Origin of the sequence: Pseudooceanicola sp., from assembly GCF_029213205.1 — a bacterium.
In the GTDB taxonomy this organism is placed as follows: domain Bacteria; phylum Pseudomonadota; class Alphaproteobacteria; order Rhodobacterales; family Rhodobacteraceae; genus Pseudooceanicola.
The window spans coordinates 276,504-302,149 of the sequence record NZ_JARGNH010000001.1; the positions used below are offsets into that span (position 1 = coordinate 276,504).

The window sequence follows — 25,646 nt, forward strand, 5'->3', positions numbered from 1 at the left end:
AATGTATACACAATGCCGCAGATCCTAGGGTTCGTCCCGGCGTTCCAGCCGCCGCATCCGTAGGATCAGCGGAAAGGCGAGGGCGGTATAGGCCAATGTTCCAAGGTAGAGCGGCATCGCAGTGCCGGTAAACGTCTGTGCCACCAGCGAGGCAATGATACCGGAAGTCACCGTCGAAATCGCGCCGATGACGCTGGCGGCAGTGCCTGCTATATGGCCGAGTGGCTCCATCGCCAGGGCGTTCAGATTGCCCATGGTCAGGCCCATCTGGTAGAACACCGAGCCTTGCCAGACCAGGTAGAACCAGAATTCGACCTCGGGCGGCAACCCGGCCAGCCGCACCACCACCATGATCAGCGCCAGCAGCAGCGCCACCGCCAGGGTGACCATGACGATGGCCCGCATCCCGTAGCGCATCACGAAGCGGGCGTTCACCATTGATGAGGTGGCGCAGAAAATGCCAATGACAAAGAACCACAAGGGAAAGCTGGTGGCGCGGTCAAAGGCCTGTTCGAACACCGGCTGGATCAGGCTGATCGAGGTGAACAGGGCGGAAAAGATCAGCGTTTGCACCGTGATCGACAGGCGCACCATCGGGATCATCATCATTTCGCGGGTCGCGGCCAGCAGCGCCCGGGCCTTGAACGGGCGGCGTTTCTCGGGCGGCAGCGGTTCGGGCAGGCGCAATCCCAGCCAGGCAGAGGAGATCAGTGAAAAGATCACGAAGGCCGCAAAGATGCCGCGCCAGCCCGCCAGCGCGATGATGCCGGTGCCCAGAAACGGTGCAATCGCCGGAAACAGGGTAAAGACGATCATCACAAAGGACATCAGCCGGGCCATCTCGCGGCCCGAATGGAAATCGCGCACAATCGCCAGCGACACGATCCGTGGCCCGGCGGCGCCGATGCCCTGCAACAGCCGCGCCACCACCATCAGCTCCAGCGAGGGCGCGGCCCAGGCCAGGGCCGAGCCGAGAGTATAGAGCGCGGCGCCGCCCAGCATCACCGGCTTGCGCCCCAGGCTGTCGGACATCGGTCCAGTGAACAGGGTGCCGACCCCCATACCGATGATAAAGCTCGACAGCACCAATTGCGCGTTATTGGGATTGTCCGGCGACAGGTCCCGGCCGATCTGCGGCAGGGCCGGCAGCATCGAATCGATGGAAAACGCCACTGTCGCCATCAGCATCGCCAGCAGCGCCACCAGTTCGACCCGGTGCATCGCCCGAGGCCGGCTCATTTCGGCGCCCTGTGCGCGGGGTGGTCCTTATTGGCGGTCTTCAGCGGGTCCGAGGCCCAGAACCGGGTGATCAGCCATTCGGTATGCTCTTCGCGCTTGCGCATGGCGTACATCCCGAATTGCTGCACCGTCACCGCAAACACGCCAAGGCCGATAAAGATAAAGATCGTGGTGCCGATCTTGCCCAGGGCGGTGGCCGGAACCAGGCTGCCATAGCCAACGGTCGACAAGGTGATGACGGTAAAGAAATAGCTGTCCAGCCAGGACCAGCCTTCGACATGGTAAAAGAACACGGTGCCGCCGATCACGATCAGTGTCAGCGTGGCAAGGAGGGTCAGGACACGGGCCAGGATCATGACGCGGCGCCGTCCTCCTCTTCCGGTCGCGAGGACAGGATTTCGTCGATCACCTGCACCCAAAGCTCGGGCGGCTGCGCGCCGGGCACTGCATGGCGTTGGCCGACGATAAAGGTGGGTACCGAATTCACCCCCATCTGCCGCGAATGGGCGTCGCGTTGGCGGATCAGATCCTCATCCGCGTCGCTGGCCAGCAACTTGCGGATGACTGAGGCATCCATGCCCAGCTGATCGGCGATATCAGCCAGCACGTCATGGCTGCCGATGTCGCGGCCGTCGCGGAAATTGGCGGCAAACACCGCGTCGACCAATTCGTTCTGCTTGCCTTCGATCCCAGCCCAATGGATCAGCCGATGCGCATCCAGGGTGTTCGGAGTCCGGGTGATGCCGTCGAAATTGATCTCGACCCCCTGCGCCGCTGCATGGTCACGGATGCCGCCATAGACCGTGTCCGCCTTGTCGCCAAACTTGGCCTTGAGGTAAGCGGCGCGGTCGACGCCCTCGCGCAGCATGTCGGGGTTCAACTGGAACGGATGCCATTCGATGACAAACGGATGATCCGGACGTTGCGCCAGGGCGCGGTCCAACTGGGTCTTGCCGATATAGCACCAGGGGCAGATCGGATCGGACAGGATGTCGAGTTTCACGGTCATTTTATTGCCTCCGGTTGCGGCGCGGATGCCTTGACACGCGCCCTATGCGCGCTCATCGCTCTGTGGTCCAGACACATATCTGCCAGTTGACCCTGCGTCGGTTTGGCCTCAGCCCTGCCAATGCGGGCAAAAGCCGGGCCACCCGGCAGAGTATAGCGCTGATTGGTCGCCGTGCCAGCACTGGCCTATTGCGCGGTCCACACCCCGCTCATGACGCTGCGTCGGACGCCTGCCAGAGCGGTGCCAGCGCCCGGCGCTTCAGCTTGCCATTGGGATTGCGCGGCAGCTCTGGCAGATATTGAAACCCGCGCGGCTGTTTGTAGCGTGCCAACCGCTCACCGGCGATCCGCTGCAGCGCCTTTTCGTCCAGCGGCTCCGGCCCGGTATAAAACGCCCAGATCAGTCGGGCATCGGTCTTGACCTCGACATCGGTCACCCCGATTTCGCTGATCCCGCCGATGTCGGACAGCGCCGCCTCGACCTCAAGCGGCGACACCCGGTAGCCGCCGGCATTCATCATGTCATCGTCGCGGCCCTGATAGGCGATCTGACCGTCTGGTTCCATCCGGCCCAGGTCGCCGGTCAGGAACCATTCGCCGCGCATCCTTGCGGCGGTTTCGGCCTCGGCGCCAATATAGCCCAGCATCAGCCCGGGGTCGCGGCGCGCCACCGCGATGATGCCGATCTCGCCCATCGGCACTGGCGTGCCATCCGCATCGACAATCGCCACCCGGCGCCCGACCTGCGGCGCGCCGAGCATGCCGGGACGCGCCGGGGTGGTCGGGCTGCCAGAGATGAAGGTGGAACATTCCGACATTCCGAAGGCCTCGTAGAGCTTGCCGCCAGCCGCCGCGTTCCACTCGGCCCGTAGCGCGTCGGAAATCTTTTCGCCCGCGGTCAGCCCATGCCGCAGCTGCGGCAGGTCGATCTTTGCGTGATGGTTGAGGATTTTGCGATAAACCCCGGGCGCGGCCGCAAAAACCGTAGCTTCATGACGCTTCAGCAGCAGCGGCAGTGCCTGTGGATCGACCCCGGCGGCGGGGATCAAGGCGGTGGCCCCGACCGACCAGGGATCCATCAGCCCGGTGCCCAGCGTATAGGTCCAGTTGAACGCTCCGGCATGGCACAGCCGGTCCTCAGAGGTCAGCCCATACCAGCCCACATGCATCATCTGCCGCGCCCAGATGGCGCGATGCGCATGCGCCACGGCGCGGGAATTGCCAGAGGTGCCAGAGGTATAAACGATATAGGCGATCCGGTCGGGATCCCCCATGTCATAGGCCGCAGGCGGCAGGTCACGCATCGCCGTCAGCGCCGCCTCGTCGATCATCGCGACGCCGGGCAGATCCGGGCAGGCGATGCCGTCACCCAGAAACACCGCACGCGGCGACAGATCAGCGGCGATCTTGGCAACCTCACGCGCGGTCAGCTGTGACGAGGTCGGAACCGGCACCAGCCCGGCGGCAATCGCGCCAAGATAGGCAATCGGAAATTCGACGCTGTTGCCCAGCCGCAGCAGCGCGATGTCACCGGGCGCCAGACCCATGTCGCGCAGCCCGCTGGCGGTGCCCAGCACCGCCGCTTGCAGTCGCGCATAGCTCCAGCGTTCTGCGTTGTTTAGCCCGATGATGGCCAACGCCAGCTTGTCGGGGTGGGCATCGGCCTCGGCCAGAACATGAGCGGCCAGGTTGAACGGATTGGGGCAGGGCGGCGGCGGCCCCTGATCATAAATCGAAAGCATGGTGACGTGCTAATCCGCGCGCGAATGGGTTGCAAGGGGCGACAGTTGCCAGCCCGTCGCGCGCCGCCTATAGCAGGCGGATGCAGCACCGGGACCCGAAATCCCTGATCCGAATCTCGCGCGAAAACGGCGAGGAAGACCTGGGCGAGCCGCTCGACCTGGGTCAGCGGGTGCGCGATCTGCGCAAGGAACGCGACTGGACCCTGGAGCGTGCGGCGCGCGAGGTCGGGCTGGCCCGCTCGACCCTGAGCAAGATCGAAAACGGCCAGATGTCGCCGACCTATGACGCGTTGAAAAAGCTGGCGACGGGGCTGAATATCCCGGTGCCGCAGCTGTTCACGCCGCCGCGCAACGCCCAGGTCACCGGGCGCATGGTGATCACCGCCTCCGGTGCCGGCGGCAGCCATGCCACCGCGACCTATGAGCATGAATTGCTGGCGGAATCGCTGATCCGCAAACAGATGCTGCCGTATCGCGCCCGGATCAGGGCCCGCGACATGGAGGAATTCGATGGCTGGGTGCGCCATGACGGCGAGGAATTCCTCTATGTGCTGACCGGGATCATCCGGCTCTATACGGAATTCTATGAACCGGTTGAGATGCGCCGTGGCGACAGCGCCTATTACGACGCGACCATGGGACATAATGTGATTTCGCTCTCGCCCGAGGATGCGACGATCCTCTGGGTGACCTCGCTGGTTTAGTTTGACAGGTTTCCGAAACTTCCCCTATCAGGAAGGCTGTCCCCGCATCAGGGCTGTTTCGCCTGATCGCGGTGTCCTTGGCGGCTCGGCATGTGCCTCGTGGGTCGTCTCTTCGCGTCATGCGGCACGCAACCGGGGTGGTCTGGCGAGGTGGCTGGCAGCCATTGTTCAGAGTGAACAGAGACCCGCTCGTCTCATCCGTCCCGCGCATCCTCACCCCCGTCGGTGTTGCCCAAAGGGTGACTCATGTTCTCAAGGCCCTGTCGAGGCAGGGCTAGTTCAGCAACCTGTTAAGCGCTCTGCGCCGCGAAATCCGGCCCCGGCGGTTTCAATCCGCGCCAGCGCCGCGGAAGAGGGTGCAATCGCACCGATCTGGCGCGGGCGGCGCGAGTGCCCGCCCAGTTGGCACCGCTGGTGGCAACAGCGCGGCGACGGCTAGGCGATCTTTGTGAAACAGCCGGGTCCGAGTCAGGCCGCGGCGCTATCCTGCCAGGTTATTTGCGGAAAGTATCCAGCTGCACCACATCGGCGGGGGCATGATCGGTCTTGCCGTTGTTGCGGGTGCTTTCGTCTTTGGAGCGGTCGCGCAGCGGGCGCGGCGATTCAGGCGGTGTCGGCTCGTCATCGGCCTTATCGTGCGATTCAAAGCGCAGGCCGAATTCCACCGAAGGATCGACAAAGGTCTGGATCGAATCGTAGGGGATATGCATCCGCTCCGGCGCGTCGCCGAAATTCAGGGTGACGGAAAACCCGTCATCGGTGACCTGAAGGTCGTCAAACCAGCTCTGCATCACCACGGTCATTTCTTCGGGATAGCGGTCTTTCAGCCAATCGGCGAGCTCGGCATCGGGATGGGTGGTGTCGAACGTGATAAAGAAATGATGCTCGCCCGGCAGACCATTGCGGGCGACATCGGACAGCACCTGCTGAATCAGGCCCCGCATCGCGCGGTGCATCAGCCTGCCGTAATCAATACTGTCAGACATCCATGTCCTCATATCCACTTGTCGTAGAGCATAAGGGATTCGGATGAAAACGGAAGGCGGTGGGCAGAGATTTTCGCAGGTCACCTCTGACATGGTCTCGGCCTGGGCGCCGGGCTGGATTTCAGATCCCGGTGACAGCGCCGGACAGCAGCCAGCTCGCCGCCGCCATCACCGCCAAACCACGCAGCAGATCGAGCCGCGCCACCAGCAGCAAAAGCGCCGCCAGCAGGATCAGCGCCAGGGCGACCGGATCGAGGCTGGTCAGATCCGGGCGCGGCAGCGCGCCGCCTTCATCGACGCGGCTGAACAGGACATGCAGCGCGAACCACAGCGACAGGTTCAGGATCACCCCGGTCACCGCGGCGGTGATCGCCGCCAGGGCCCCGGCCAGTCGCGGCGCTGCCAGCAACCGCTCAAGATGCGGCGCGCAGGCGAAAATCCAAAGGAAACAGGGCACAAAGGTCATCCACAGGCTGAGCGCCCCGGCGGCAAGCCCCAGGCCGATGCCGCCCGCCTTGGCCCCGGCCAGGGTGGCGGTGAATTCGGTGACCAGGATCAGCGGCCCCGGCGTGGTTTCGGCCAGGCCAAGCGCGTCGATCATTTCATCCGGGGTCAGCCAGTGATGGGTTTCGACCACCGCCTGCGCCATATAGCCCAGCACCGCATAGGCGCCACCAAAGGTGACCACCGCCAGCTTGGCAAAGAACAGGGCGATCTCGGTGAGGAACGTGGCCCCGGCCAGCCAGCACAGAAGCAGGGGCAGGGCCCAGAGGTTTGTCCAGATCAGCAGGGATCGGGCGGTGGCCGCCCAGTCTGGCTGAGTCGGCGGGGCCGGTGTCGGCGGGCTCGGCGGGCCGACCCAGGCCCCGGCCAGCGCCGCCGCGACAATGATCAGTGGAAACGGCAGGTTCAGCGCAAAGATCCCGACAAAGGCCAGCCCGGCAATCGCCCAATCGGCCCGCCGCTTCAGCGCCTTGCGGCTCAGCCGGAACAGAGCCTGCAGCACCACGATCACCACCGCCGCCTTGATCCCCAGAAACGCCGCCGCGACGCCGGGCACGTCGCCCCAGGCCAGATAGGCCAGCGCCAGCGCGGCGATGACCAGCGCACCGGGGAGCACGAACAGCAGGCCCGCCATCAGCCCGGCGCGGGTGCCGCCCAGTTTCCAGCCCGCCCAGGTGGCCAGCTGCATCGCCTCGGGGCCGGGCAGCAGCATGGTAAAGCTGAGCGCGCCGAGGAATTGTTTTTCGCTGAGCCAAGCGCGGGTTTCTACCAGTTCACGGTGCATCACCGCGATCTGCGCCGCCGGTCCGCCAAAGGACAGCAGGCCGATGCGGGCAAAGGTGCGAAAGAGATCAGAAAAGGCGGGCAGGGTGGCGCCCCTCGGTCACATGCGGGAACCCCAGTAATGTCGCCGCGCCGGACGGCTGACAAGCAGATTACGGGGCTGGACCTGAGCTGGGCGCGGAGGTGGTGGTCAGGGAGCGGGTAAAGTGCAGGCTTCTGTTGCCAGGTGCCTGCGAACCCCGCCTTACGCGGCTAGGCGCAAGGGCTTAAAGTTCGATAGATCGAACCGCTTACGCGGCCAGAGCCATCGGAGCACGATTGTTATTGGCAATTATGCTTTACGGACCGATAACGGTGGTACCTCACCGAGACAAAGCTAACCCCTTTAGACGTTCGTCGATCCTATTTCGACCCCAGGACCCGCCAATAACGGGAATTTGGTGGAGTCGCCGGGTACCGCCCCCGGGTCCGATCCGTGTATTACGAGCGCGTTTATGTCCATAGTCGGTTGCCCGACAGGCTAGATATAGGGTGGGTGCGCGATGAATTCAAAGGGTTTCGCGAAGGGATTTTGTGGGGGACAGGCTTAGGGGTTAAGGAGCACGCGACAGGTTGCGCCGCGATGCGACGCCGACGGCAGGGGGCTGTCTGCCCCCTCTGGCCCTGCGGGCCATTCACCCCCGAGGATATTTCAGACCAGAGGAAGCCGGGTGCGGATTACGCGGTGAGTTTGACCAGCGCGTGGCGCTTCTTGCCGGCGGAGAGTTTGATCGGGCTGGCCAGGGCGGCGGCGTCGAGCATCAAGCCGGCATCGGTCAGCGGCGCGTCGTCGATCCGGGCCCCGTTGTCGGCGATCAGGCGTTTGGCCTCTTTGCCGGAGCTGGCAAGGCCGCTGCGCACCAACAGCTGGGTGATCGAAACGCCACTGCCGATCTCGGCAAGGCTCAGCTCCAGGGTTGGCAGGTCATCGCCGATTCCGCCCTTTTCAAAGACTTCGCGCGCCGTGGCTTCGGCGGCTTCGGCGGCCTCGGCCCCGTGCAGCAGGGTGGTGACGGCATTGGCCAATGCGATCTTGGCGACGTTGATCTCGGATCCGCCAAGTGCACCGAGGCGGTCGCAGTCCTCGACCGGCAGTTCGGTGTAGAGCTTGAGGAAGCGGCCAACATCGGCATCGGTGGTGTTGCGCCAGAATTGCCAGAATTCATAGGACGACAGCATCTCCGGGTTGAGCCAGATCGCACCGCTCTGGCTTTTGCCCATCTTCTTGCCGTCCGAGGTGGTCAGCAGCGGCGTGGTCAGCCCGAATATCTGATGATCCAGCACCCGGCGGGTCAGGTCGATACCGTTGACGATATTGCCCCATTGGTCTGAGCCGCCGAATTGCACCAGACAGCCGTAGCGGCGGTTCAATTCAAGGAAATCATAGGCTTGTAGGATCATGTAGTTGAATTCGAGGAAGCTGAGCGATTGTTCGCGATCCAGCCGTGATTTCACTGATTCAAAGGACAGCATCCGGTTGACCGAGAAATGCCGCCCGATGTCGCGCAGGAAGTCGAGGTAGTTCAGATCGTCCAGCCATTCGGCATTGTTCAGCATCAGGGCACGGTTGGGCGTGGCCGTGTCATAATCGATATAGGCGGCGAATACCTGTTTGATCCCGGCGATATTGTCGTCGATCTGCGCCGGGGTCAGCAGCGGCCGTTCCTCGGCGCGAAAGCTGGGGTCGCCGACCTTGGTGGTGCCGCCGCCCATCAGGGTGATCGGTTGATGCCCGGTCTTTTGCAGCCAGCGCAGCATCATGATCTGGATCAGCGATCCGACATGCAGCGATTTGGCGGTGGCGTCAAAGCCGATGTATCCGGGCACCACCCCGGCCAGCAAAGCGTCGTCCAGGCCCTGATAATCGGTGCAATCGGCGACAAAGCCGCGGGTTTGCATCACGTTCAGAAAGTCGGATTTCGGCGTATAGGTCATGGCTCTTGTCCGGGTCGTGGTTCAGCGGCACTGTATAGGGTGCAGACAGCAGAAGGAAAAGGGCATGTTACAGCCCAAAGGCAAGCCGCAAGCGCCGGTGCGCGCCCTTGGCGCGATGTCGGGAACCTCGCTCGACGGGGTCGATGTGGCGGTGGTCGAGACCGATGGCATCACTATCTACGGGTTGGGCGAAACCGCCTATCGCGAATATACGCCGGAAGAGCGCAAGCTGCTGAGCGCGGCGCTTGGCCGTTGGCCGGGGGAGCCGGGGGTGTTGGCCGCCACCGAGGTGGTGCAGCGCGGCCATGAAGAGATCATGTCCGGCTTTCACGGCATTGAAATCGTGGGATTTCATGGCCAGACCCTGGCGCATGATCCGCGCGGGCGCGGCACCCATCAGATTGGCGACGGCGCGGCGCTGGCGCGGGCGTTGAACCTGCCGGTGGTCTGGGATTTCCGCTCGGCTGATGTCGAGATGGGGGGTGAGGGCGCGCCGCTGGCGCCGTTCTTTCATTTCGCCTGTGCGCGTTGGATCGGGGCGGAAAAACCGCTGTGTTTTCTGAATCTTGGCGGGGTCGGAAATCTGACTTGGGTGAATCCGCAGGCCGCGGCGCCCGAGGATCCGGGCGCCTTGCTGGCCTTTGACACCGGCCCGGCAAATGCGCCGATCAACGATCTGATGCAGGCGCGGTTTGGCGAGATGTATGACCGCGACGGCGCGATTGCGGTGCAGGGCGAAGTGGTCGCTGGCGCTTTGGAGCTGTTCCTTGACGATCCATATTTCTCAAGAATTCCGCCGAAGTCATTGGATCGGAACGCTTTTGGCGACATGGTCGAACTGGTGCGCGAATTGAACGATGCCGATGCGGCGGCGACCCTGACCGGCATGGCGGCGGTGTCGGTCCTGCGCGGCATGGATCATTGTCCCAGCCCGCCAGAGCGGGTGTTGGTCACCGGTGGCGGGCGCAAGAACCCGGTGCTGATGGAGATGCTGACCGAGGCGCTGGACTGCGCGGTTGCGTCGGTCGAGTCGGTGGGGCTGGATGGTGATATGCTGGAGGCGCAGGCCTTTGCCCATCTGGCGGTGCGGGTGGCACGCGGGATGGCGACGTCCTGCCCCACCACCACCGGGGTTAAAATGGCGGTGGGCGGTGGCCGGATCAGCAAGGGGGCGCAATGATTGATCATATTTCGGTGGCGGTTCGGGATTTGCGCATCGCGCGAGATTTCTATGATAAGGTATTGAAATCGCTTAATTACACTGTCTTGGCAGAGCGCCCGCATACGGTGGGTTTTGGCAAACGCTATCCTGAATTCTGGCTCAACCATCGGCCTGATATGGGGCCGGTGCCGGGTGATACCGGGGTGCATATCTGCCTGCGCGCGCCGTCGAAGGCGGCGGTTCAGGCGTTTCACGCGGCGGCGCTGGCGGCGGGTGGGCAAAGCGATGGCGCGCCGGGGCCACGTCAGGGCGAAATGACCGGCTATTACGGTGCCTTCATCAAGGACCCGGACGGCAACAAGATCGAAGCGGTGAGCTTTCCGGCCCCGGCGTGATCCGGGCGGCCCGCGCGGCCCTCGTCGCATCATTTCTAGCTTTCTCGAAATAACACTTGCGCCAGGCGTCAGTTTCGATATTTCTAGAAACATGAAAATGAATCACCCAGACACCGACGACGATCTTAGCCTGGCCCGGGCGGCCTCGACCTTTGCGGCTTTGGGCAGCGAACAGCGGCTCAAGGTGCTGCGTTGCCTGGTGCGGGCGGGGCCCGAGGGGCTGAGCATTGGCGATCTCGGCGCCCGCACCGGGGTCAGCGGATCAACCCTGACCCATCACATGAAAACCCTGGCTCAGGCCGGGCTGGTCGAACAGCGCCGGGCTGGGCGCAGCATCATCTGCGCCGCCGTTGCCTACGGCGAATTGCATGACATTTCGGCCTTCCTGCTGCGCGAATGCTGCGCCGATGCCCCAGATTCCGTAAAAGGACACGACCATGACTGACCTCTCCACGACCCCGGGTGGCGGGCTGCGCGGGCTTTGGTCCCGGATCGACAGCGCCATCGCGGCGACGCTGCTGGTGCTGCTGGCGCTGGCGCTGATCGACCCGCCGCAATTGCCCGAAACCCTGCGCTTTGCGCTGAAATCCCTGGGCAGCACCGCGCCGCTGATTCTATTTGCGGTGCTGGCGATCGGCTATCTCAAGGCCAGCGGCGCCGAAACCCTGCTGTCGCGGGCCTTTACCGGGCGCGAGGGGCGGATGATCGTGATGGCGGCGCTGCTTGGCGGGCTGTCGCCGTTCTGTTCCTGCCAGGTAATTCCCTTTGTCGCAGCGATGTTGGCGCTTGGCGTGCCGCTGTCTGCGGTCATGGCGTTCTGGCTGGCCTCGCCGTTGATGGATCCGGGTATGTTCCTGGTCACCGCCGGGACCCTGGGCACCGAATTCGCCATCGGCAAGACGGTGGCGGCGGTGGCGCTTGGCATCGGCGGCGGCGCGGTGACGATGCTGGCGCGCAATTCGCCGGTATTTGCCGATCCGCTGCGGGTGCGTCCGCAGGTCGGGGGCTGCTGCGGGGTGAAAGCGCCGTATGAGGGCCGTCCGGTGTGGAACTTCTGGTCCGATGGTGACCGCCGCGACACCTTTCGCAGCGCAGTTCTCGACAATGCGGTGTTCCTGCTGAAATGGCTGACGCTGGCCTATGTGCTGGAATCGGTGATGCTGGCCTATGTGCCGGCGGAATGGATCGGCGGCATTCTGGGCGGTGACGGGCTGACCCCGATCCTGTTGGGCGCGCTGGTCGGGATGCCGGCCTATCTGAACGGCTATGCGGCGGTGCCGCTGGTCGATGCGCTGCTGGCGCAAGGGATGGCACCCGGCGCGGCGATGTCATTCGTCGTCGCGGGCGGGGTCAGCTGCATCCCGGCGGCGGTGGCGGTCTGGGCTCTGGTCAAGCCGCGGGTGTTCGTCGCCTATCTCGGCCTGGCGATTGTCGGGGCGATCCTGGCCGGGCTGGCCTGGCAGATGGTTGCCTAGGCGGAACAGGAGGCGCCGCCGAGCACACAAAACTTGGCGCAATGCGGGTGGTTGAGGGCGACCTCACCACGCGCCTCCGCCAGGGTCTCGCCCAGTTCAAAGCGCTCATCATGGGCCAGTAGGGTGCAGGCCAGCACCACGGGCCGTTCGGCCCCCTTGCGCAGCACCGCCATCCGCGAGGTGGCGCACATCACATCCGAGGGTGATTTGTGCAGGATGCCCCAGCAGGCGCTGGTGATCTCGGGCACTTCGACGCGCAGATCCATTTCCGGGAAAATCACCGTCTGGGCCGGATCCTGGGCGTCGGTGGCAAAGCCTTCGGCCGCGAACAGCCGGGCAAAGGCGGCGCGGGTGTCATCGACAGAATCGCCGGTCAGCGAGCGGCCCGCGACATGCATGGTGATCCCGGCACCTGAAATCCAGCGCATGCCCTCAAGGGTGATCTGAAAGCTGCCGATACCGCGTTCGCTGTCGTGCACCGTTGGATCGGGGTGATCGAGCGACACCCGCAGGGTCAACTGGTCGGGATATTCGGCATTCAGCGCCACCAGCCCGTCACGGATGCGCGGCCGCATCATTGGCCGCATCGCATTGGTCAGGATCAGCACCCGGTGACCCGCAGCCAGCGCCATACGCGTCATCTGCAGGATCTCGGGGTTCATGAACGGCTCACCGCCGGTAAAGCCGATTTCCTCGACTGGCCGGGCCAGCTCGCGCGCCTCGGCCAAATACAAGGCCAGATCATCGGCGCGAAAATACGCCAGCGCATCGTTTTCCGGCGAGCTTTCGATATAGCAATTGGCGCAGGTGATGTTGCATCGGGTGCCGGTGTTGATCCACAGGGTACGCAACCGTTCCAGCGCCACCCGGGCACGGGTTTCGCCGGTGGCGGTGCGGTTGGGATGGGTGAATTTGCCGAGGTTGGCAGGCGGTTCATTGAGGTCTTTCATGGCGGCAACCATGGACAGGGGGCGCTGATCCTGCAATCCTTTTTGCACCGCCGCACGGCGTTGTGAAGGTTGCGCAACCTGCTATGGTTGTGCGGGTGGACGCTAACGGTGGCGGTTGTGCAGGGCATGGAGCATTTGCGATGGCATCGCGCGTCATTCCGGTCGATCCTTTCGACCTCGTCGTTTTTGGCGGCACCGGCGATCTTGCCCGGCGCAAGATTCTACCGGCGCTGTTCCGGCGTTTCTGCGCCGGTCAGATGGAAGAGAACGCGCTGATCATCGGCGCGGCGCGCAGCCCGATGGATGACGAGGGCTATCGTGCATTCGTCAGCGCGGCGCTGGAGGAATTCAACCCGAGCGGGATCAGCGATACCGAAGCGGTGGCGGGGTTTCTGCGTCAGGTCAGCTATGTCGCGCTGGACGCCACCGGCACCGAGGGCTGGCAGATTCTGGCCAATCGGTTGCGCGGGCGCGACGCGGTGCAGGCGTTTTATTTTTCGGTCGGGCCCAGCCTGTTCGGGGCGTTGGCCGAACATTTGCACAGCTATGGCATGGCCGGGCAGGGCACCCGCATCGTGGTGGAAAAACCCTTTGGCCGGGATCTGACCAGCGCCAAGGCGCTGAACGCCACCCTGGCGGCACATTTCGACGAAAGCCAGATTTACCGGATCGACCATTATCTCGGCAAGGAAACCGTGCAGAATCTGATGGCGGTCCGCTTTGGCAATATGCTGTTCGAACCGCTGTGGAATTCGCAATATGTCGACCACATCCAGATCACTGTCGCGGAAACCGTCGGGGTCGGCGGGCGCGGCGAATATTACGACCGCTCCGGTGCGATGCGCGACATGATGCAGAACCACCTGATGCAGCTGCTCTGCCTGATTGCGATGGAACCGCCGGCGAAATTCGATCCCGACGCGGTGCGCGATGAAAAGCTGAAGGTGATCCGCGCCCTTGATCCGGTCGAGGCCGTCGATCTGGTGCGCGGGCAATATGAGGCCGATGAGGACAAGCCGGATTATCGCAGCCAGGTCGGCGATGCTGACACGACGACCGAGAGTTTCGTGGCGCTGAAGGCGCGGATCTCGAACTGGCGATGGGCAGGCACGCCGTTTTATCTGCGCACCGGCAAGCGGTTGCGCGCCAAGGTCAGCGAGATTGCGGTGGTGTTCAAGGAAACCCCACATTCGATTTTCGGCCCCGAGGCCGGGCGTCATCGCAATATTCTGACCATCCGGCTGCAACCGAATGAGGGCATGGATCTGGGCGTCACCATCAAGGAGCCGGGGCCGGGTGGCATGCGCCTGGTCGATGTGCCGCTGGACATGACCTTTGCCGAGGCGCTGGGGCCCGAGGCCGAGGATGTGCCGGATGCCTATGAGCGGCTGATCATGGATGTGATCCGTGGCAACCAGACCCTGTTCATGCGCGGTGACGAGGTCGAGGCCGCCTGGGCCTGGACCGATCCGATCATCGCCGGCTGGGAGGCGCGCGGCGACACGCCGCAAGCCTATGACAGCGGTTCTTCCGGGCCCGAGGATTCGTTGATGTTGATGCATCGCGACGGGCGCAAATGGCGGGAGATCCGGGCATGAGATTCGAGGAATATCCAGATCGCGACATGCTGGCGCTGACCCTTGCGGATCGGTTGACCAGCGACCTGAGCACGGCATTGCGACACAAGGATCGGGTGTCGTTCGCGGTGCCGGGCGGATCGACCCCGGGACCGGTGTTCGACGCGCTGAGCGCGGTGCGGCTGGACTGGGACCGGGTCGATGTCATCCTGACCGACGAACGCTGGGTGCCGGAAACCTCGGACCGCTCGAACACACGGCTGCTGCGCGACCGGCTGTTGCAGGGGCGTGCGGCGGCGGCGCGACTGCTGCCACTGACCCGGGCCCAGGGGACGCCCGAGGCGGCGCTGGATGATCTGACGGCGGGGCTGGCGCCCTGCCTGCCGATTGACGTTCTGTTGCTGGGGATGGGTGGCGATATGCATATTGCCTCGCTGTTTTCTGGTGCCGATCAGCTTGAGGCGGCCCTGGCGACAGATGCACCGCCGCTGCTGGTGATGCGCGCGCCGGGGGTGCCCGAGGCCCGGGTGACGCTGAGCGCGCCAGTGCTGCGCGGCGCGGTGTCGTCGCATATCCTGATTACCGGCGTCGAAAAACGCGCAGTGATCGAGGCGGCGCAGGGGCAACCGCCCGTCCAGGCGCCAGTGGCGCTGATGCTGGACCGGGCCACCGTGCATTGGGCGGCCTGAGACGGATCAAAAATGAGTATCGGAGGAGCTGAGATGTGGGATGACCTGCGCCGCGCCGGAACGGCCGCCAGGGAGCGGCGGATTCTGGACCTGTTCTCGCATGACGAACGCCGGGCGACGGATTTCTCCGCCCGCGCCCTCGGCCTGCTCTTTGATTACTCAAAGACCTCGATCACCGCCGAGGATCGCAACGCGTTGATCGAGCTGGCCAAGGCGGCCGGCGTGCCCGCCCGCCGCGAGGCGATGTTTGCGGGCGCCAAGATCAACGAGACCGAAGGCCGCGCGGTGCTGCACAGCGCCCTTCGCAACCTGTCCGGCGACCCGGTTCTGGTTGATGGTCAGGACGTGATGCCCGGGGTTCTGGATACTCTGGCCCGGATGCGTGCTTTTGCCAGGGCGCTGCGCTCGGGCACCTTCACCGGCCAGGGCGGGGCGATCACCGATGTGGTCAATATCGGCATCGGCGGCTCCGATCTCGGCCCGGTGATGGCGCATGCGGCGCTGACCCCCTATTGCGACGGGCCGCGCTGTCATTTCGTTTCCAATGTCGACGGCGCGCATGTGCATGATGTGCTGGCCGGGCTGGATCCGACGACGACGCTGGTGATCGTCGCGTCCAAGACCTTTTCGACCATTGAAACCATGACCAATGCCGAAACCGCCCGCGCCTGGATGGCGGCATCACTGCGCGAACCGGGGCGGCAATTCGCGGCACTGTCATCGAATCTGGAGGCCACCGCCGATTGGGGGATCGATCCCAGCCGGGTGTTCGGCTTTGAGGATTGGGTCGGCGGGCGCTATTCGATCTGGGGGCCGATCGGGCTGTCGCTGATGCTGGCGATCGGGCCTGAGCGGTTCCGCGACTTCCTCTCTGGGGCCGAGGCGATGGATCGGCATTTCCGCGACGCGCCGCTGGCCGAAAACCTGCCGGTGTTGCTGGCGCTGGTCGGGCTTTGGCATCATCAGGTGCTGGGCCATCCGACCCGCGCGGTGCTGCCCTATGAGCAGCGGCTGCTGCGCCTGCCGGCCTATCTTCAGCAGTTGGAGATGGAAAGCAATGGCAAGCGGGTGGCGATGGATGGCAGCGACCTGACCCTGCCGTCCGGGCCGATTGTCTGGGGGGAGCCGGGCACCAATGGGCAGCACGCGTTCTATCAGCTGATCCATCAGGGCACCCAGGTGGTGCCCTGTGAATTCCTGATCGGTGCCGAGGGTCATGAACCTGATCAGGCGCATCAGCACCGGCTGCTGATCGCCAATTGCCTGGCGCAATCCAAGGCGCTGATGCGGGGCCGAACCCTTGCGGAGGCGCGGGCGATGCTGGCGGCCAAGGGGCTGTCAGGCGCCGCGCTGGAGCGGCAGGCGCGGCATCGGGTGTTCCCCGGCAACCGGCCCAGCGTGACGCTCGCCTATCCCAAGCTGACGCCCGCGGTGCTGGGCCAGATCGTGGCGCTCTATGAGCATCGGGTGTTTGTCGAGGGGACGATCCTGGGGATCAACTCCTATGACCAATGGGGTGTGGAACTGGGCAAGGAGCTGGCGCTGGCACTGGCGCCGCTGCTTGAGGGCGCCGTGGCTGGTCCTGATATCGACGGGTCCACCCGCGCGCTGCTGGAATATGCAGGCGCGGGGCAAACGCGAGCGGCGGACGGCGATCAATAGCAGATGCTGCGGCCCCAGGACGGGTAGCAAAACATCCGGCTCTTTTCGGTCGCGGCGTCCTCGATCATGATCAAAAGCGCGTCCTGACCGGCGGCGGCGGCCTTGGCCGCCTCGACCAGCGCGTCCTTGTCGGTAAAGGCGTCGGCCGCGGCGACGGTGGAATCGTCCAACGAGGCGCGCAGGCGAAGGGCGGCCAGCATCAGCACCGGATCGTTGCGCTCTTTGCCGAGTGCGATCAGCTCTTCGGAAAGGATCACCTGTTGCATCAACCCGGGGCTGGGCGCGGGATCATCCGCGGCGCTGAGCGGCAAAGCACTGGCAGCGAACAGGGCGAAGGCGGCGACAAAGGGTTTCATACTTGAAACTTCTCCTGATTTCAAAACAGCTTGCGCTGAGAATTTAACCCAAACCCGGCCCCGGGCAAGTGACAAATCTGTTCAGGCTTGGGTGTCGCAGGGGATGTCGAAACCGGGTGGCGCCAGGGTAAACCCCTGAAACCGGAACGCCGGCGAGACGGTGCAGCCGACCAGCGACCACGCACCGGTGCTGCGCGCTGCCTGCCAATACGCGGTCGGCACAACGATCTGCGGGGCCTCACCAGCCAGCAGGTCCGGGCCCAGCCGGTGGTCGCGCGCCGGGGCGCTGTCAACTGCCGACAGCGACAGGATCAACGGCGCGCCGGCGTAGAAATGCCAGATCTCGGTGGCGTCGACCCGGTGCCAATGGCTGCGCTCACCGGCCTTCAGCAGGAAATAGATGCAGGTGCCGCTGGGCCGCTCATCACCCACGCTGGGGGCGATCCAGGTCTGCCGGTAATATCCGCCCTCGGGATGCGGGGCGAGGTTCAGGCGGGCGATGATCTGATCGGCGGTCATCGCTCAGAGGATCCCCAGCTTGGTGGCGAGCGCCAGATGCAGGACCACAAGGGCCGCAAAGACGGCGCCGACAGCGGCCCCGTCGCGCCAGGCCAGGCCGATGGCCCCGGCGGCGAAAATCGCGGATTTGAACCCCAGCAGCGCCGACCCGCTGAGTCGCGTGGCAGAGCTCGGCGCCGCGAACCGCGTCCAGAGCGCCACCGCGATCAGCACCAGGATCGCCGCCAGCACCCAGCCCATCCAGCCGGGGCGCAGCGCCAGCCCGACTCGGGCAAGGCCGATCAGCAGCGCGATTTCGAGCGTCAGCGCCAGCAGGTGATTGATGAGGATAAGCGGGGCCATGCGCGCAGCATTCGTCGAAATATGCGCGCAGGCAAGTCCCTATGCCCTCAGCGCAGGATCGAACGGCCCGCGTATTCGGCGGTTTCGTCCAGCAATTCCTCGATCCGGATCAATTGGTTATACTTGGCCAGCCGGTCTGAACGGGCCAGCGACCCGGTCTTGATCTGTCCGCAATTGGTCGCCACGGCGAGGTCGGCGATGGTGGCGTCCTCGGTTTCGCCCGAGCGGTGGCTCATCACATTTGTAAAGCCGGCCCGATGCGCCATATCGACGGCGCGCAGGGTCTCGGTCAGGGTGCCGATCTGGTTGACCTTGACCAGCATCGAATTGGCGACGCCGCGCTTGATGCCTTCGGCCAGCCGCGTCGGGTTGGTGACGAACAGATCGTCGCCGACCAGCTGCACCTTGCCGCCCAGTTCCTCGGTCAGCAGTTTCCAGCCGTCCCAATCGTCCTCGGCACAACCATCCTCGATCGAGATGATCGGATAATCGGCGCAGAGCGCGGCCAGATAGGCGACGTTTTCGGCGGCGTTCAGCGTCTTGCTTTCACCCTTCATCTCATATTTGCCGCCCCGATAATATTCGGTCGCGGCGCAATCGAGTGCCAGGTGAATGTCTTCTCCGGGCCGATACCCGGCCTTTTCGATGGATTTCAGCACGAAATCCAGCGCGTCGCGGGTGCTGGCCAGTTCCGGGGCAAAACCGCCCTCGTCGCCGAGCCCGGTGGACATGCCTGCCGCCGAAAGCTCTTTCTTCAAGGTGTGGAACACTTCCGATCCCATCCGCACCGCGTCGCGGATGTTGTCGGCGGCGACCGGCATGATCATGAATTCCTGGATGTCGATCGGATTGTCGGCATGTTCGCCGCCATTGATGATGTTCATCATCGGCACCGGCAGGACCCGGGCCGAGGTGCCCCCGACATAGCGGAACAGCGGCTGCGCGGTGAAATCGGCGGCCGCCTTGGCCACCGCCAGCGACACGCCGAGGATCGCATTGGCGCCGAGGCGGGCCTTGTTGTCGGTGCCGTCCAGCTCGATCATCGTCAGGTCGATGCCGACCTGTTCGGTGGCGTCAAAGCCGATGACAGCATCGGCGATTTCGCCGTTCACCGCCGCCACCGCCTCAAGCACGCCCTTGCCGGAATAACGCGCCGCATCGCCATCGCGTCGTTCGACCGCCTCGTAGGCGCCGGTGGAGGCGCCCGAGGGCACCGCGGCGCGGCCCATGGTGCCGTCTTCGAGGATCACGTCGACCTCGACCGTCGGATTACCCCGGCTGTCGAGGATTTCGCGGGCGTGGATGTCGATGATGGTGCTCATGGCGGCAAATCCTGATGCAGTGAAACGATTTTCCGGGCTTTTATGCGCCTCTGGCGGCAAGGGAAAGGGGCGCGACGCGGGTTAGCGCAACCAGTTGCAGGCTCAGCGCGACGCCCGGGCCAGCCGCCGTTCGCGCAGATAGGTGTAAAGACCCGAGGCGATGATGATCGCCGCGCCCAGCAGGGTGAGCGCATCCGGGCGTTCGGCAAGGACCACCATGCCGATGATCAGCGAAAACACCAGCCGTGCATAGCGGAACGGCATGATCGCCGAAGCGTCTCCGACCCGTGTCGCCAGCACGATGGTATAATAGCCCGAGGTGCCAAAAAGCACCGCGCCCAGCAGGCGCAGGGGATCTGGCTGCACCATCGCCACCGGCGTGGCACCGGTCAGCAGCAACAGAAACGGCGCGGCGACTATCAGCGCGGCAAAGCCATAGAACGACACGGTGACCGAGGACAGCGCGGCGGGCAGGTGGCGTGAGGCCAGATCGCGCGCCGCAATCGCCAGCACCGCGCCCAGCACCAGCAGCGCCTGCGGCTGAAATCCCTGCACACCGGGGCGGATGATGATCAGCACCCCGACAAAGCCGACGCAGATCGCGCTCCAGCGGCGCCAGCCGACGGATTCGCCCAGAAACAGCGCCGCGCCCAGGGTGATTGCCAGCGGTGTCGCCTGAAACACCGCCGCCACGGTGCTGAGCGGCACCAGCGACAGTGAGGTGATGAAACACACGGCTGCCACCGCCTCGGAGGCGGTGCGCAGGATAAAGGAAGGATGGCGCATCGCCGGGTGCCACAGCGGGCTGCGCCCGAACCGCGCCGCCAGTGCGAACATCACCATGCCGCCCATGCCCAGCATCCCGATCACCTGCCCGGTGGGCAGCGACACCGTCAGTTGCTTGATCCAGAGATCTTCGACCGAAAACAGGGCCATCGACAGGATGACAAGGAAAATGCCGCGCAGATTGTCCATGGATCACCCGGAAAAATACCGCTCCGCTGTGGGCCGGGTTCCGGGCACTGTCAAGCCGGCACTGACGTCAGCCCTTGTCCTTTTTCGTCCGCCGCACGCCGTAAAGCTCCAGCTTGTGACCGCGCAGCTCATAGCCCAGTTTGGCGGCGATCCGGTCTTGCAGCGCCTCGATGTCGGGGTCGAAGAATTCGATCACCTTGCCGGTCTCGATATCGATCAGATGGTCGTGATGTTCGCGCTCGGCATCCTCATAGCGGGCCCGGCCATCGCCGAAATCGACCTTTTCCAGGATCCCCGCCTCTTCGAACAGCTTGACGGTGCGGTAGACCGTGGCCAGCGAGATCCGCGGATCGGCGGCATTGGCGCGATTGTGCAGCTCTTCGACATCCGGGTGGTCGCGGGCGCTGTCCAAAACATCGGCAATCACCCGGCGCTGATCGGTCAGGCGCAGGCCCTGCGTTTCGCAGCGTTCAAGGATGGTGTCGCGTTTGCTCATCAGTCCCCCGGTCCGCCCCTTTTGGCAGGACTGGGCCTTTTGTGGCAAGCGGGTTGTGCCCCTGGCGCCCGATCTGACCTGCGCCGGTTTGGCGCGGGCCGCTCATTCCCACTCGATGGTGCCCGGCGGTTTGCTGGTGATGTCATAGGTCACCCGGTTGATGCCCTTGACCTCGTTGATGATCCGCGTGGCGGTTTCACCGAGGAAATCATGGGTGAACGGGTAATAATCCGCCGTCATCCCGTCGACCGAGGTCACCGCGCGCAGGGCGCAGGCAAAGTCATAGGTGCGCCCGTCGCCCATCACACCCACGGTGCGCACCGGCAGGATGGCAACAAAGGCCTGCCAGATCTCGTCATAGAGATTGTGGCGCCGAATCTGGTCAATGAACACCGCATCGGCCTGGCGCAGGATCGCCAGCTTTTCGCGGGTGATTTCGCCCGGACAGCGGATCGCGAGGCCCGGGCCGGGGAACGGATGCCGCCCGATGAACGAGGCAGGCAGGCCCAGCTCATGGCCCAGCGCCCGGACCTCGTCCTTGAACAATTCGCGCAGCGGTTCGACCAGCTTCAGCCCCATCTTTTCGGGCAGGCCGCCGACATTGTGGTGCGATTTGATGGTGACCGAGGGGCCGCCGGAAAACGACACCGATTCAATCACATCCGGGTAAAGCGTGCCCTGAGCCAGGAATTTTGCGCCGTCGATCTGATGGGCGTATTTCTGGAACACGTCGATGAACAGGCGGCCAATGATCTTGCGCTTGGTTTCGGGGTCGCTGACCCCGTCCAGCTCGCCGAGGAACAGCGCGGATTCATCGGCATGGATCAGCGGGATATTGTAATTGTCGCGGAACATCGCGACGACTTCTTCGGCCTCGTTCTGGCGCAGCAAGCCATGGTCGACAAAGACGCAAGTCAGGTTGTCGCCAATCGCTTCATGGATCAGCACCGCCGCGACCGAGCTGTCGACCCCGCCGGAGAGACCGCAGATCACCTTGGCATCGCCGACCTGTTCGCGGATCAGCCGGATCGCCTCTTCGCGATAGGCGGCCATGGTCCAGTCGCCGCTGAAGCCGGCCAGGCGGACGAAATTCTCGTACAGCGTCTTGCCATTTGGGGTGTGATGCACCTCGGGGTGGAACTGCACCGCAAAGAAGTTGCGGGTGAGGTCGGCGGTGATCGCATAGGGCGCATTCGGCGAGGTGCCATAGACCGCAAAGCCCGGTGCCAGCTCGGCGACATGATCGCCATGGCTCATCCAGACCTGCTCGCGCCCGTCAAGGAACCAGCCGGTCAGCAGGTCGATCTTGTCGGCGCTGGCGGTGACATAGGCGCGGCCGAATTCGGCGGTGCCATCCCCGCTTTCGACCCGACCACCCAGCATCTGCATCATCACCTGCTGGCCATAGCAAATGCCCAGCACCGGCACCCCGAGGTCGAACACCTGCTCCGGTGGGTGCGGCGATCCGGCGTCGATCACCGAGGCGGGGCCGCCAGAGAGAATCACCGCTTTTGGTGCGAAATCACTCAGAAAGGCCGGGGTCACCGTCTGAAACGGGTGAATTTCACAATAGACGTTCAATTCGCGCAGGCGACGGGCGATGAGCTGCGTCACCTGGCTGCCGAAATCGATGATGAGGAGGCGGTCGTGCGATATCTGGCTCATGAAACAGCGTTTAGGGCCGGGGCGCGCGGCGTGCAAGAGGCTCTGGCGCTCGACAGGCGGTGAGCGGCCACCACCGGGGGGCTGTCTGCCCCCCGGACCCCCCGAGGATATTTTCGACCAGAGGAAGCTGCAGGAGGGCGCCGCGGCGCTCAGCGATCCTCAGGCGCCGGGCGCGGCGTCGAACCCCAGATCGCGCAGCGCGGCGGCGGCCAGGGCAAAGCTGTAACGCCGGGCGGCGGGGTCGTGAATTTGGCCCGAGATGATCACCTCATCCGGCTGGTGCTGGTCGATCAGGGTCTTGAGTTCAGCCCGGATGGTGTCTGGGGCGCCGCAGGCGCGGATGCGGCCACCGATATTGGTCATCCGGATCATTGCCGGATCGGCGTGATCCTCCAGCCGGTCGACCGGGGCGGGCACCTTGCCCGGGCGGCCAGAGCGCAGGTTGATCATGCCGAGCTGGGCCGAGGTGCGCAGGCGTGCGGCCTCGGCGTCGGTGTCGGCGGCAAAGACATTGATCGCCATCATGAAATGCGGGGCGGCCAGGTGAGCGGAGGGGCGGAAGGTCTGGCGATAGATCGCCGCCGCCTCTTCCAGCGCATCGGGGGCGAAATGCGAGGCAAAGGCATAGGGCAGACCGAAATGCGCCGCCAGCTGCGCGCCGTAGAGCGAGGAGCCGAGGATCCAGATCGGCACATTGGTGTCGCTGCCGGGGATCGCGCGCAGGTGCTGACCGGGTTCGATCGGGCCGAGATAGGCCATCAGTTCCAACACATCCTGCGGAAAGGTATCGGGGGCCGAAAGGTTGCGGCGCAGCGCCCGCGCGGTTTCCATATCGGTGCCGGGCGCGCGCCCGAGGCCAAGGTCGATGCGGTCCGGAAACATCGTTGCCAGGGTGCCGAATTGTTCGGCGATCACCAGCGGCGAATGGTTCGGCAGCATGATCCCGCCTGATCCGACGCGGATGGTTTTGGTCTGCCCGGCGACATGGCCGATCAGCACCGAGGTGGCGGCTGAGGCAATGCCGGGCATGTTGTGATGCTCAGCCAGCCAGAATCGGGTGTAGCCCTCGGCCTCGGCCACCTGGGCCAGGGCAACCGAGGCGGTGATCGCCTCGGCTGCGCTGTGGCCTTCGGAAACGGGAGACAGGTCGAGAAGGGAATAGCGCATGATCGCTCCTTGCCAGATGGGTCGGGGGCAGTGAATTCGACCCGGCATGCAAGTGCAAGGCCCGCAGCGGATCCGCCGCCCTTGTGGAGCCTTCCCCCCCTGCGAGGTCTCAGCTGTCGGTCTGTCCGGTGACGGTCCAGCCCTCGACCAGCCTGTCGATGGCGGCGATCCGCTCTTCGGTTTTGGGATGGCTCATCAGCCAGGCGGGGGCGGTGCCGCCGTTGCTGCCGGTTAGGCTGGCGAGTTTCAGGAACAAGGATTTCTGCGGTTCGGTGCCGATCCCGGCCTTGGTCAGCAGCGCGGCGGCATAGGCATCGGCCTCATATTCATCCGAGCGCGACAGGCGCGCCGCCAGCAGCGATGTCAGTGCCCCGGCGATATAGATGCCAAGCCCGGGGATCAGCCGCGACAGCACCAGCCCGAGCGCGGTGCGCAAGGCGTTCTGGCCGGAAAAGTCGATCATCCGCCGCCGCGAATGGCCCAGGGCAACATGGCCGAGCTCATGCGCAATCACCGAGGTCAGTTCCTCGGCGGTGACCAGGCCTTCGCGGAATTTTCGGTAAAAGCCGCGCGTTAGGAAAATCCGGCCGTCCGGGGCGGCGAGGCCGTTCACCGGCTCGATCTCATAGAGATGCACCCGGATGCTGGGCAGGTCCAGCGCCTGTGCCAGCCGGTTGGTCAAGGCCCGCAGCTGCGGATCGGCGAGCTCGGTCGAGCGCGCGTCAAGCTCGCGCCCGGTGCGCCAGACCGAGAACCGGTAGGCGACCAGGCCATAGAGCAAGGCCAGCAGGATTGGGGTCAGGCGCAGCATGGGATCGATATGGGGGTTTGCAGCGGGCGGGGCAATGGTCAGCCTTTGCCGTGGGGGCCGGTGCGACCGTTGCTGCGGCGGCGCAGGGTCCGGGTCATCCAGAATGCCGACAGGCCCATCAGCGCCAGGGCGGCGGCTAGCCCGCTCAGATCCTGGGCGAATTCGGCAGCCATATCGAGCTGCCCGGCAAACAGCCGCCCCAGCCCGATATAGATCGCCACCCAGGCCACTTCGCCCGCCGCGCCCCAGAGGGTGAATTTCAAGTGGTGGAACCGGGTCAAACCGGCGGCGAAATTGGCATAGGGGCCCAGCGGCGACACCAGCCAGCGGCTGAAAAACACCCCCGGGCCGCCGTGCTTGTCGGTCAGCGCCCGGGCGCGCTCGAACAGGGCGCGGCGCTTTGGCCGCCTGGCAAGCAGCCGCTCCAGCCGCGCGGACCCGGCCCGGGCGATCAGATATCCGGCCTGATCGCCGATCACCGCGCCGGCCAGGGCGCCGCCGGCGGTGGCGGCCAGCGTCATATCGCCCGAGGCGGTAAAGGCACCGGCGGTCAGCATCGCCAGCGAGGACGGCACCGGCAGCGCCAGGCAGGACAAGAAGGTGATCACCGCCAACAGCGGCACGCCCCAATCGGCGATCAGGGCAAACAAGGTGTCGGTCATTTTGCCGGCTGCGCCGCTTGTTGGGGGGGGACGGATTGTGCGGCAAGGAACACCGACAGTTCGGCGATCAGCTGCTCCACCGGCACCCCGTCACGCGCCGCGATCTCGGCCAGGGTGGCGCGCTGCGGCGGTGGCATCGGCAGGCGCAGGAAGGCGGCCAGATCCTGCGGCGGTACATGCCAGGAGTGGGCGATATAGCGCGGCGTCATCCAGGCCTCGAGGGTCTGGTCGCGATGGCTGGGATCGGTCCAGTAGATCATAAAGACCAGCGTCCGCACCACAAAGAACAGCGCCGCCAGGCTGGCCAGGGCAAACAGCGACAGGGCCAGCGGATGTTGGCGGATCAGGCGGGTCAGGGCAGGGCGATCAGACATCGGATTTGGCCTGGGCTTGCGGTTGCCTAAGCATGGCGGTTGCCACGCCGCACGGCAAGGTGCGGACGCCGGATAAAAGGATTTGTCAGCCAGGCCGGTGCGGTGCG

At 64.7% G+C, this 25,646-nt stretch carries 27 protein-coding genes and 1 other RNA gene; 8 read left to right on the forward strand and 20 right to left on the reverse strand.

Translation table 11 applies throughout. The features are described from left to right. Nucleotides 1-24: 24 nt before the first annotated feature. From P1U48_RS01360 to P1U48_RS01375, 4 genes are all read right to left on the reverse strand, one after another. Nucleotides 25-1,239 (reverse strand): multidrug effflux MFS transporter, encoded by a 1,215-nt coding sequence (locus P1U48_RS01360; protein ID WP_301066376.1) that lies wholly within the window; start codon nt 1,237-1,239, stop codon nt 25-27. Further along, the gene (locus P1U48_RS01365) at nt 1,236-1,595 is read right to left on the reverse strand and encodes a potassium channel family protein (protein ID WP_301066377.1); all 360 of its coding nucleotides are present in this window, start codon (nt 1,593-1,595) and stop codon (nt 1,236-1,238) included. The genes P1U48_RS01360 and P1U48_RS01365 overlap by 4 nt, the downstream gene beginning before the upstream one ends. After that, the gene (locus P1U48_RS01370; RefSeq protein ID WP_301066378.1) at nt 1,592-2,248 is read right to left on the reverse strand and encodes a DsbA family oxidoreductase; all 657 of its coding nucleotides are present in this window, start codon (nt 2,246-2,248) and stop codon (nt 1,592-1,594) included. Before P1U48_RS01370 ends, P1U48_RS01365 begins: the two co-directional genes overlap by 4 nt. 208 nt (nt 2,249-2,456) lie before the next feature. Further along, complete coding sequence (locus P1U48_RS01375) at nt 2,457-3,989, reverse strand: class I adenylate-forming enzyme family protein (protein ID WP_301066379.1); 1,533 nt, start codon at nt 3,987-3,989, stop codon at nt 2,457-2,459. Between the two features lie 80 nt (nt 3,990-4,069). On the opposite strand from P1U48_RS01375, the gene P1U48_RS01380 reads away from it, so the two are divergent. Further along, nucleotides 4,070-4,693: an XRE family transcriptional regulator gene (locus P1U48_RS01380; protein WP_301066380.1), complete on the forward strand. Its 624-nt coding sequence runs from the start codon at nt 4,070-4,072 to the stop codon at nt 4,691-4,693. A 494-nt stretch (nt 4,694-5,187) separates the two neighbouring features. Here P1U48_RS01380 and P1U48_RS01385 read toward each other — a convergent pair whose 3' ends face one another. The 4 genes from P1U48_RS01385 to tyrS all read right to left on the reverse strand — a co-directional run bounded on the left by P1U48_RS01385 (nt 5,188) and on the right by tyrS (nt 8,940). Then, on the reverse strand, nt 5,188-5,679 hold the full coding sequence (locus tag P1U48_RS01385; RefSeq protein ID WP_301066381.1) for a ClpXP protease specificity-enhancing factor SspB: 492 nt from the start codon (nt 5,677-5,679) through the stop codon (nt 5,188-5,190). A 121-nt stretch (nt 5,680-5,800) separates the two neighbouring features. Further along, a complete protein-coding gene (chrA, locus tag P1U48_RS01390; RefSeq protein WP_301066857.1) occupies nt 5,801-7,051 on the reverse strand; it encodes a chromate transporter in 1,251 nt (416 codons plus the stop codon). Nucleotides 7,052-7,171: 120 nt separating this feature from the next. Then, nucleotides 7,172-7,522: a transfer-messenger RNA gene (ssrA, locus tag P1U48_RS01395) on the reverse strand. A gap of 161 nt (nt 7,523-7,683) precedes the next feature. Then, nucleotides 7,684-8,940, reverse strand: a complete 1,257-nt coding sequence (gene tyrS / locus P1U48_RS01400; protein WP_301066382.1) for a tyrosine--tRNA ligase — start codon at nt 8,938-8,940, stop codon at nt 7,684-7,686. Between the two features lie 64 nt (nt 8,941-9,004). Here tyrS and P1U48_RS01405 point away from each other — a divergent pair, with 64 nt between their 5' ends. The 4 genes from P1U48_RS01405 to P1U48_RS01420 all read left to right on the forward strand — a co-directional run bounded on the left by P1U48_RS01405 (nt 9,005) and on the right by P1U48_RS01420 (nt 11,972). Beyond that, nucleotides 9,005-10,120, forward strand: coding sequence for an anhydro-N-acetylmuramic acid kinase (locus P1U48_RS01405; protein ID WP_301066384.1), 1,116 nt, complete (start codon nt 9,005-9,007; stop codon nt 10,118-10,120). Next, a complete protein-coding gene (locus P1U48_RS01410) occupies nt 10,117-10,497 on the forward strand; it encodes a VOC family protein (protein ID WP_301066386.1) in 381 nt (126 codons plus the stop codon). Before P1U48_RS01405 ends, P1U48_RS01410 begins: the two co-directional genes overlap by 4 nt. Nucleotides 10,498-10,588: 91 nt before the next feature. After that, on the forward strand, nt 10,589-10,942 hold the full coding sequence (locus P1U48_RS01415; protein ID WP_301066387.1) for a metalloregulator ArsR/SmtB family transcription factor: 354 nt from the start codon (nt 10,589-10,591) through the stop codon (nt 10,940-10,942). Continuing rightward, nucleotides 10,935-11,972 carry a permease gene (locus tag P1U48_RS01420; RefSeq protein WP_301066388.1) on the forward strand — a complete coding sequence of 346 codons (1,038 nt, stop codon included), beginning with the start codon at nt 10,935-10,937 and terminating at the stop codon, nt 11,970-11,972. The genes P1U48_RS01415 and P1U48_RS01420 overlap by 8 nt, the downstream gene beginning before the upstream one ends. Here the strand turns inward: P1U48_RS01420 and P1U48_RS01425 are convergent. Continuing rightward, nucleotides 11,969-12,922, reverse strand: a complete 954-nt coding sequence (locus tag P1U48_RS01425) for a radical SAM protein (RefSeq protein WP_301066389.1) — start codon at nt 12,920-12,922, stop codon at nt 11,969-11,971. The two genes, P1U48_RS01420 and P1U48_RS01425, sit on opposite strands and share 4 nt — an antisense overlap. A gap of 140 nt (nt 12,923-13,062) precedes the next feature. Between P1U48_RS01425 and zwf the strand changes: the two genes are divergently transcribed. From zwf to pgi, 3 genes are read left to right on the forward strand one after another with little or no spacing between them, the layout of a single operon-like run. Then, nucleotides 13,063-14,520, forward strand: a complete 1,458-nt coding sequence (gene zwf, locus P1U48_RS01430; protein ID WP_301066390.1) for a glucose-6-phosphate dehydrogenase — start codon at nt 13,063-13,065, stop codon at nt 14,518-14,520. Further along, nucleotides 14,517-15,188, forward strand: coding sequence for a 6-phosphogluconolactonase (gene pgl / locus P1U48_RS01435; protein WP_301066391.1), 672 nt, complete (start codon nt 14,517-14,519; stop codon nt 15,186-15,188). Before zwf ends, pgl begins: the two co-directional genes overlap by 4 nt. A gap of 33 nt (nt 15,189-15,221) precedes the next feature. Next, nucleotides 15,222-16,850, forward strand: a complete 1,629-nt coding sequence (gene pgi, locus P1U48_RS01440) for a glucose-6-phosphate isomerase (RefSeq protein ID WP_301066393.1) — start codon at nt 15,222-15,224, stop codon at nt 16,848-16,850. On the opposite strand, the gene P1U48_RS01445 is transcribed toward pgi, so the two are convergent. From P1U48_RS01445 to P1U48_RS01495, 11 genes are all read right to left on the reverse strand, one after another. Next, nucleotides 16,844-17,206 (reverse strand): hypothetical protein, encoded by a 363-nt coding sequence (locus tag P1U48_RS01445; protein WP_301066394.1) that lies wholly within the window; start codon nt 17,204-17,206, stop codon nt 16,844-16,846. The genes pgi and P1U48_RS01445 overlap by 7 nt on opposite strands. Nucleotides 17,207-17,287: 81 nt before the next feature. Next, complete coding sequence (locus P1U48_RS01450) at nt 17,288-17,725, reverse strand: cupin domain-containing protein (RefSeq protein ID WP_301066396.1); 438 nt, start codon at nt 17,723-17,725, stop codon at nt 17,288-17,290. A gap of 3 nt (nt 17,726-17,728) precedes the next feature. Beyond that, nucleotides 17,729-18,067, reverse strand: a complete 339-nt coding sequence (locus tag P1U48_RS01455; RefSeq protein WP_301066397.1) for a DUF2568 domain-containing protein — start codon at nt 18,065-18,067, stop codon at nt 17,729-17,731. Between the two features lie 47 nt (nt 18,068-18,114). Continuing rightward, a complete protein-coding gene (gene eno, locus P1U48_RS01460) occupies nt 18,115-19,389 on the reverse strand; it encodes a phosphopyruvate hydratase (protein ID WP_301066398.1) in 1,275 nt (424 codons plus the stop codon). A 102-nt stretch (nt 19,390-19,491) separates the two neighbouring features. Further along, nucleotides 19,492-20,364, reverse strand: coding sequence for a DMT family transporter (locus P1U48_RS01465; protein WP_301066401.1), 873 nt, complete (start codon nt 20,362-20,364; stop codon nt 19,492-19,494). Between the two features lie 67 nt (nt 20,365-20,431). Then, a complete protein-coding gene (locus P1U48_RS01470; RefSeq protein WP_301066403.1) occupies nt 20,432-20,860 on the reverse strand; it encodes a Fur family transcriptional regulator in 429 nt (142 codons plus the stop codon). Nucleotides 20,861-20,962: 102 nt separating this feature from the next. Continuing rightward, nucleotides 20,963-22,525, reverse strand: a complete 1,563-nt coding sequence (gene guaA, locus P1U48_RS01475) for a glutamine-hydrolyzing GMP synthase (RefSeq protein WP_301066405.1) — start codon at nt 22,523-22,525, stop codon at nt 20,963-20,965. A 159-nt stretch (nt 22,526-22,684) separates the two neighbouring features. After that, nucleotides 22,685-23,692, reverse strand: coding sequence for an LLM class flavin-dependent oxidoreductase (locus P1U48_RS01480; protein WP_301066407.1), 1,008 nt, complete (start codon nt 23,690-23,692; stop codon nt 22,685-22,687). Nucleotides 23,693-23,801: 109 nt separating this feature from the next. Next, a complete protein-coding gene (locus P1U48_RS01485) occupies nt 23,802-24,503 on the reverse strand; it encodes a M48 family metalloprotease (protein ID WP_301066409.1) in 702 nt (233 codons plus the stop codon). Nucleotides 24,504-24,541: 38 nt separating this feature from the next. Continuing rightward, the gene (locus P1U48_RS01490; protein WP_301066411.1) at nt 24,542-25,165 is read right to left on the reverse strand and encodes a DedA family protein; all 624 of its coding nucleotides are present in this window, start codon (nt 25,163-25,165) and stop codon (nt 24,542-24,544) included. Continuing rightward, entirely contained in the window at nt 25,162-25,539 is a 378-nt protein-coding gene (locus P1U48_RS01495; RefSeq protein WP_301066413.1) for a hypothetical protein, read from the reverse strand. The genes P1U48_RS01490 and P1U48_RS01495 overlap by 4 nt, the downstream gene beginning before the upstream one ends. Between the last annotated feature and the right edge of the window lie 107 nt (nt 25,540-25,646).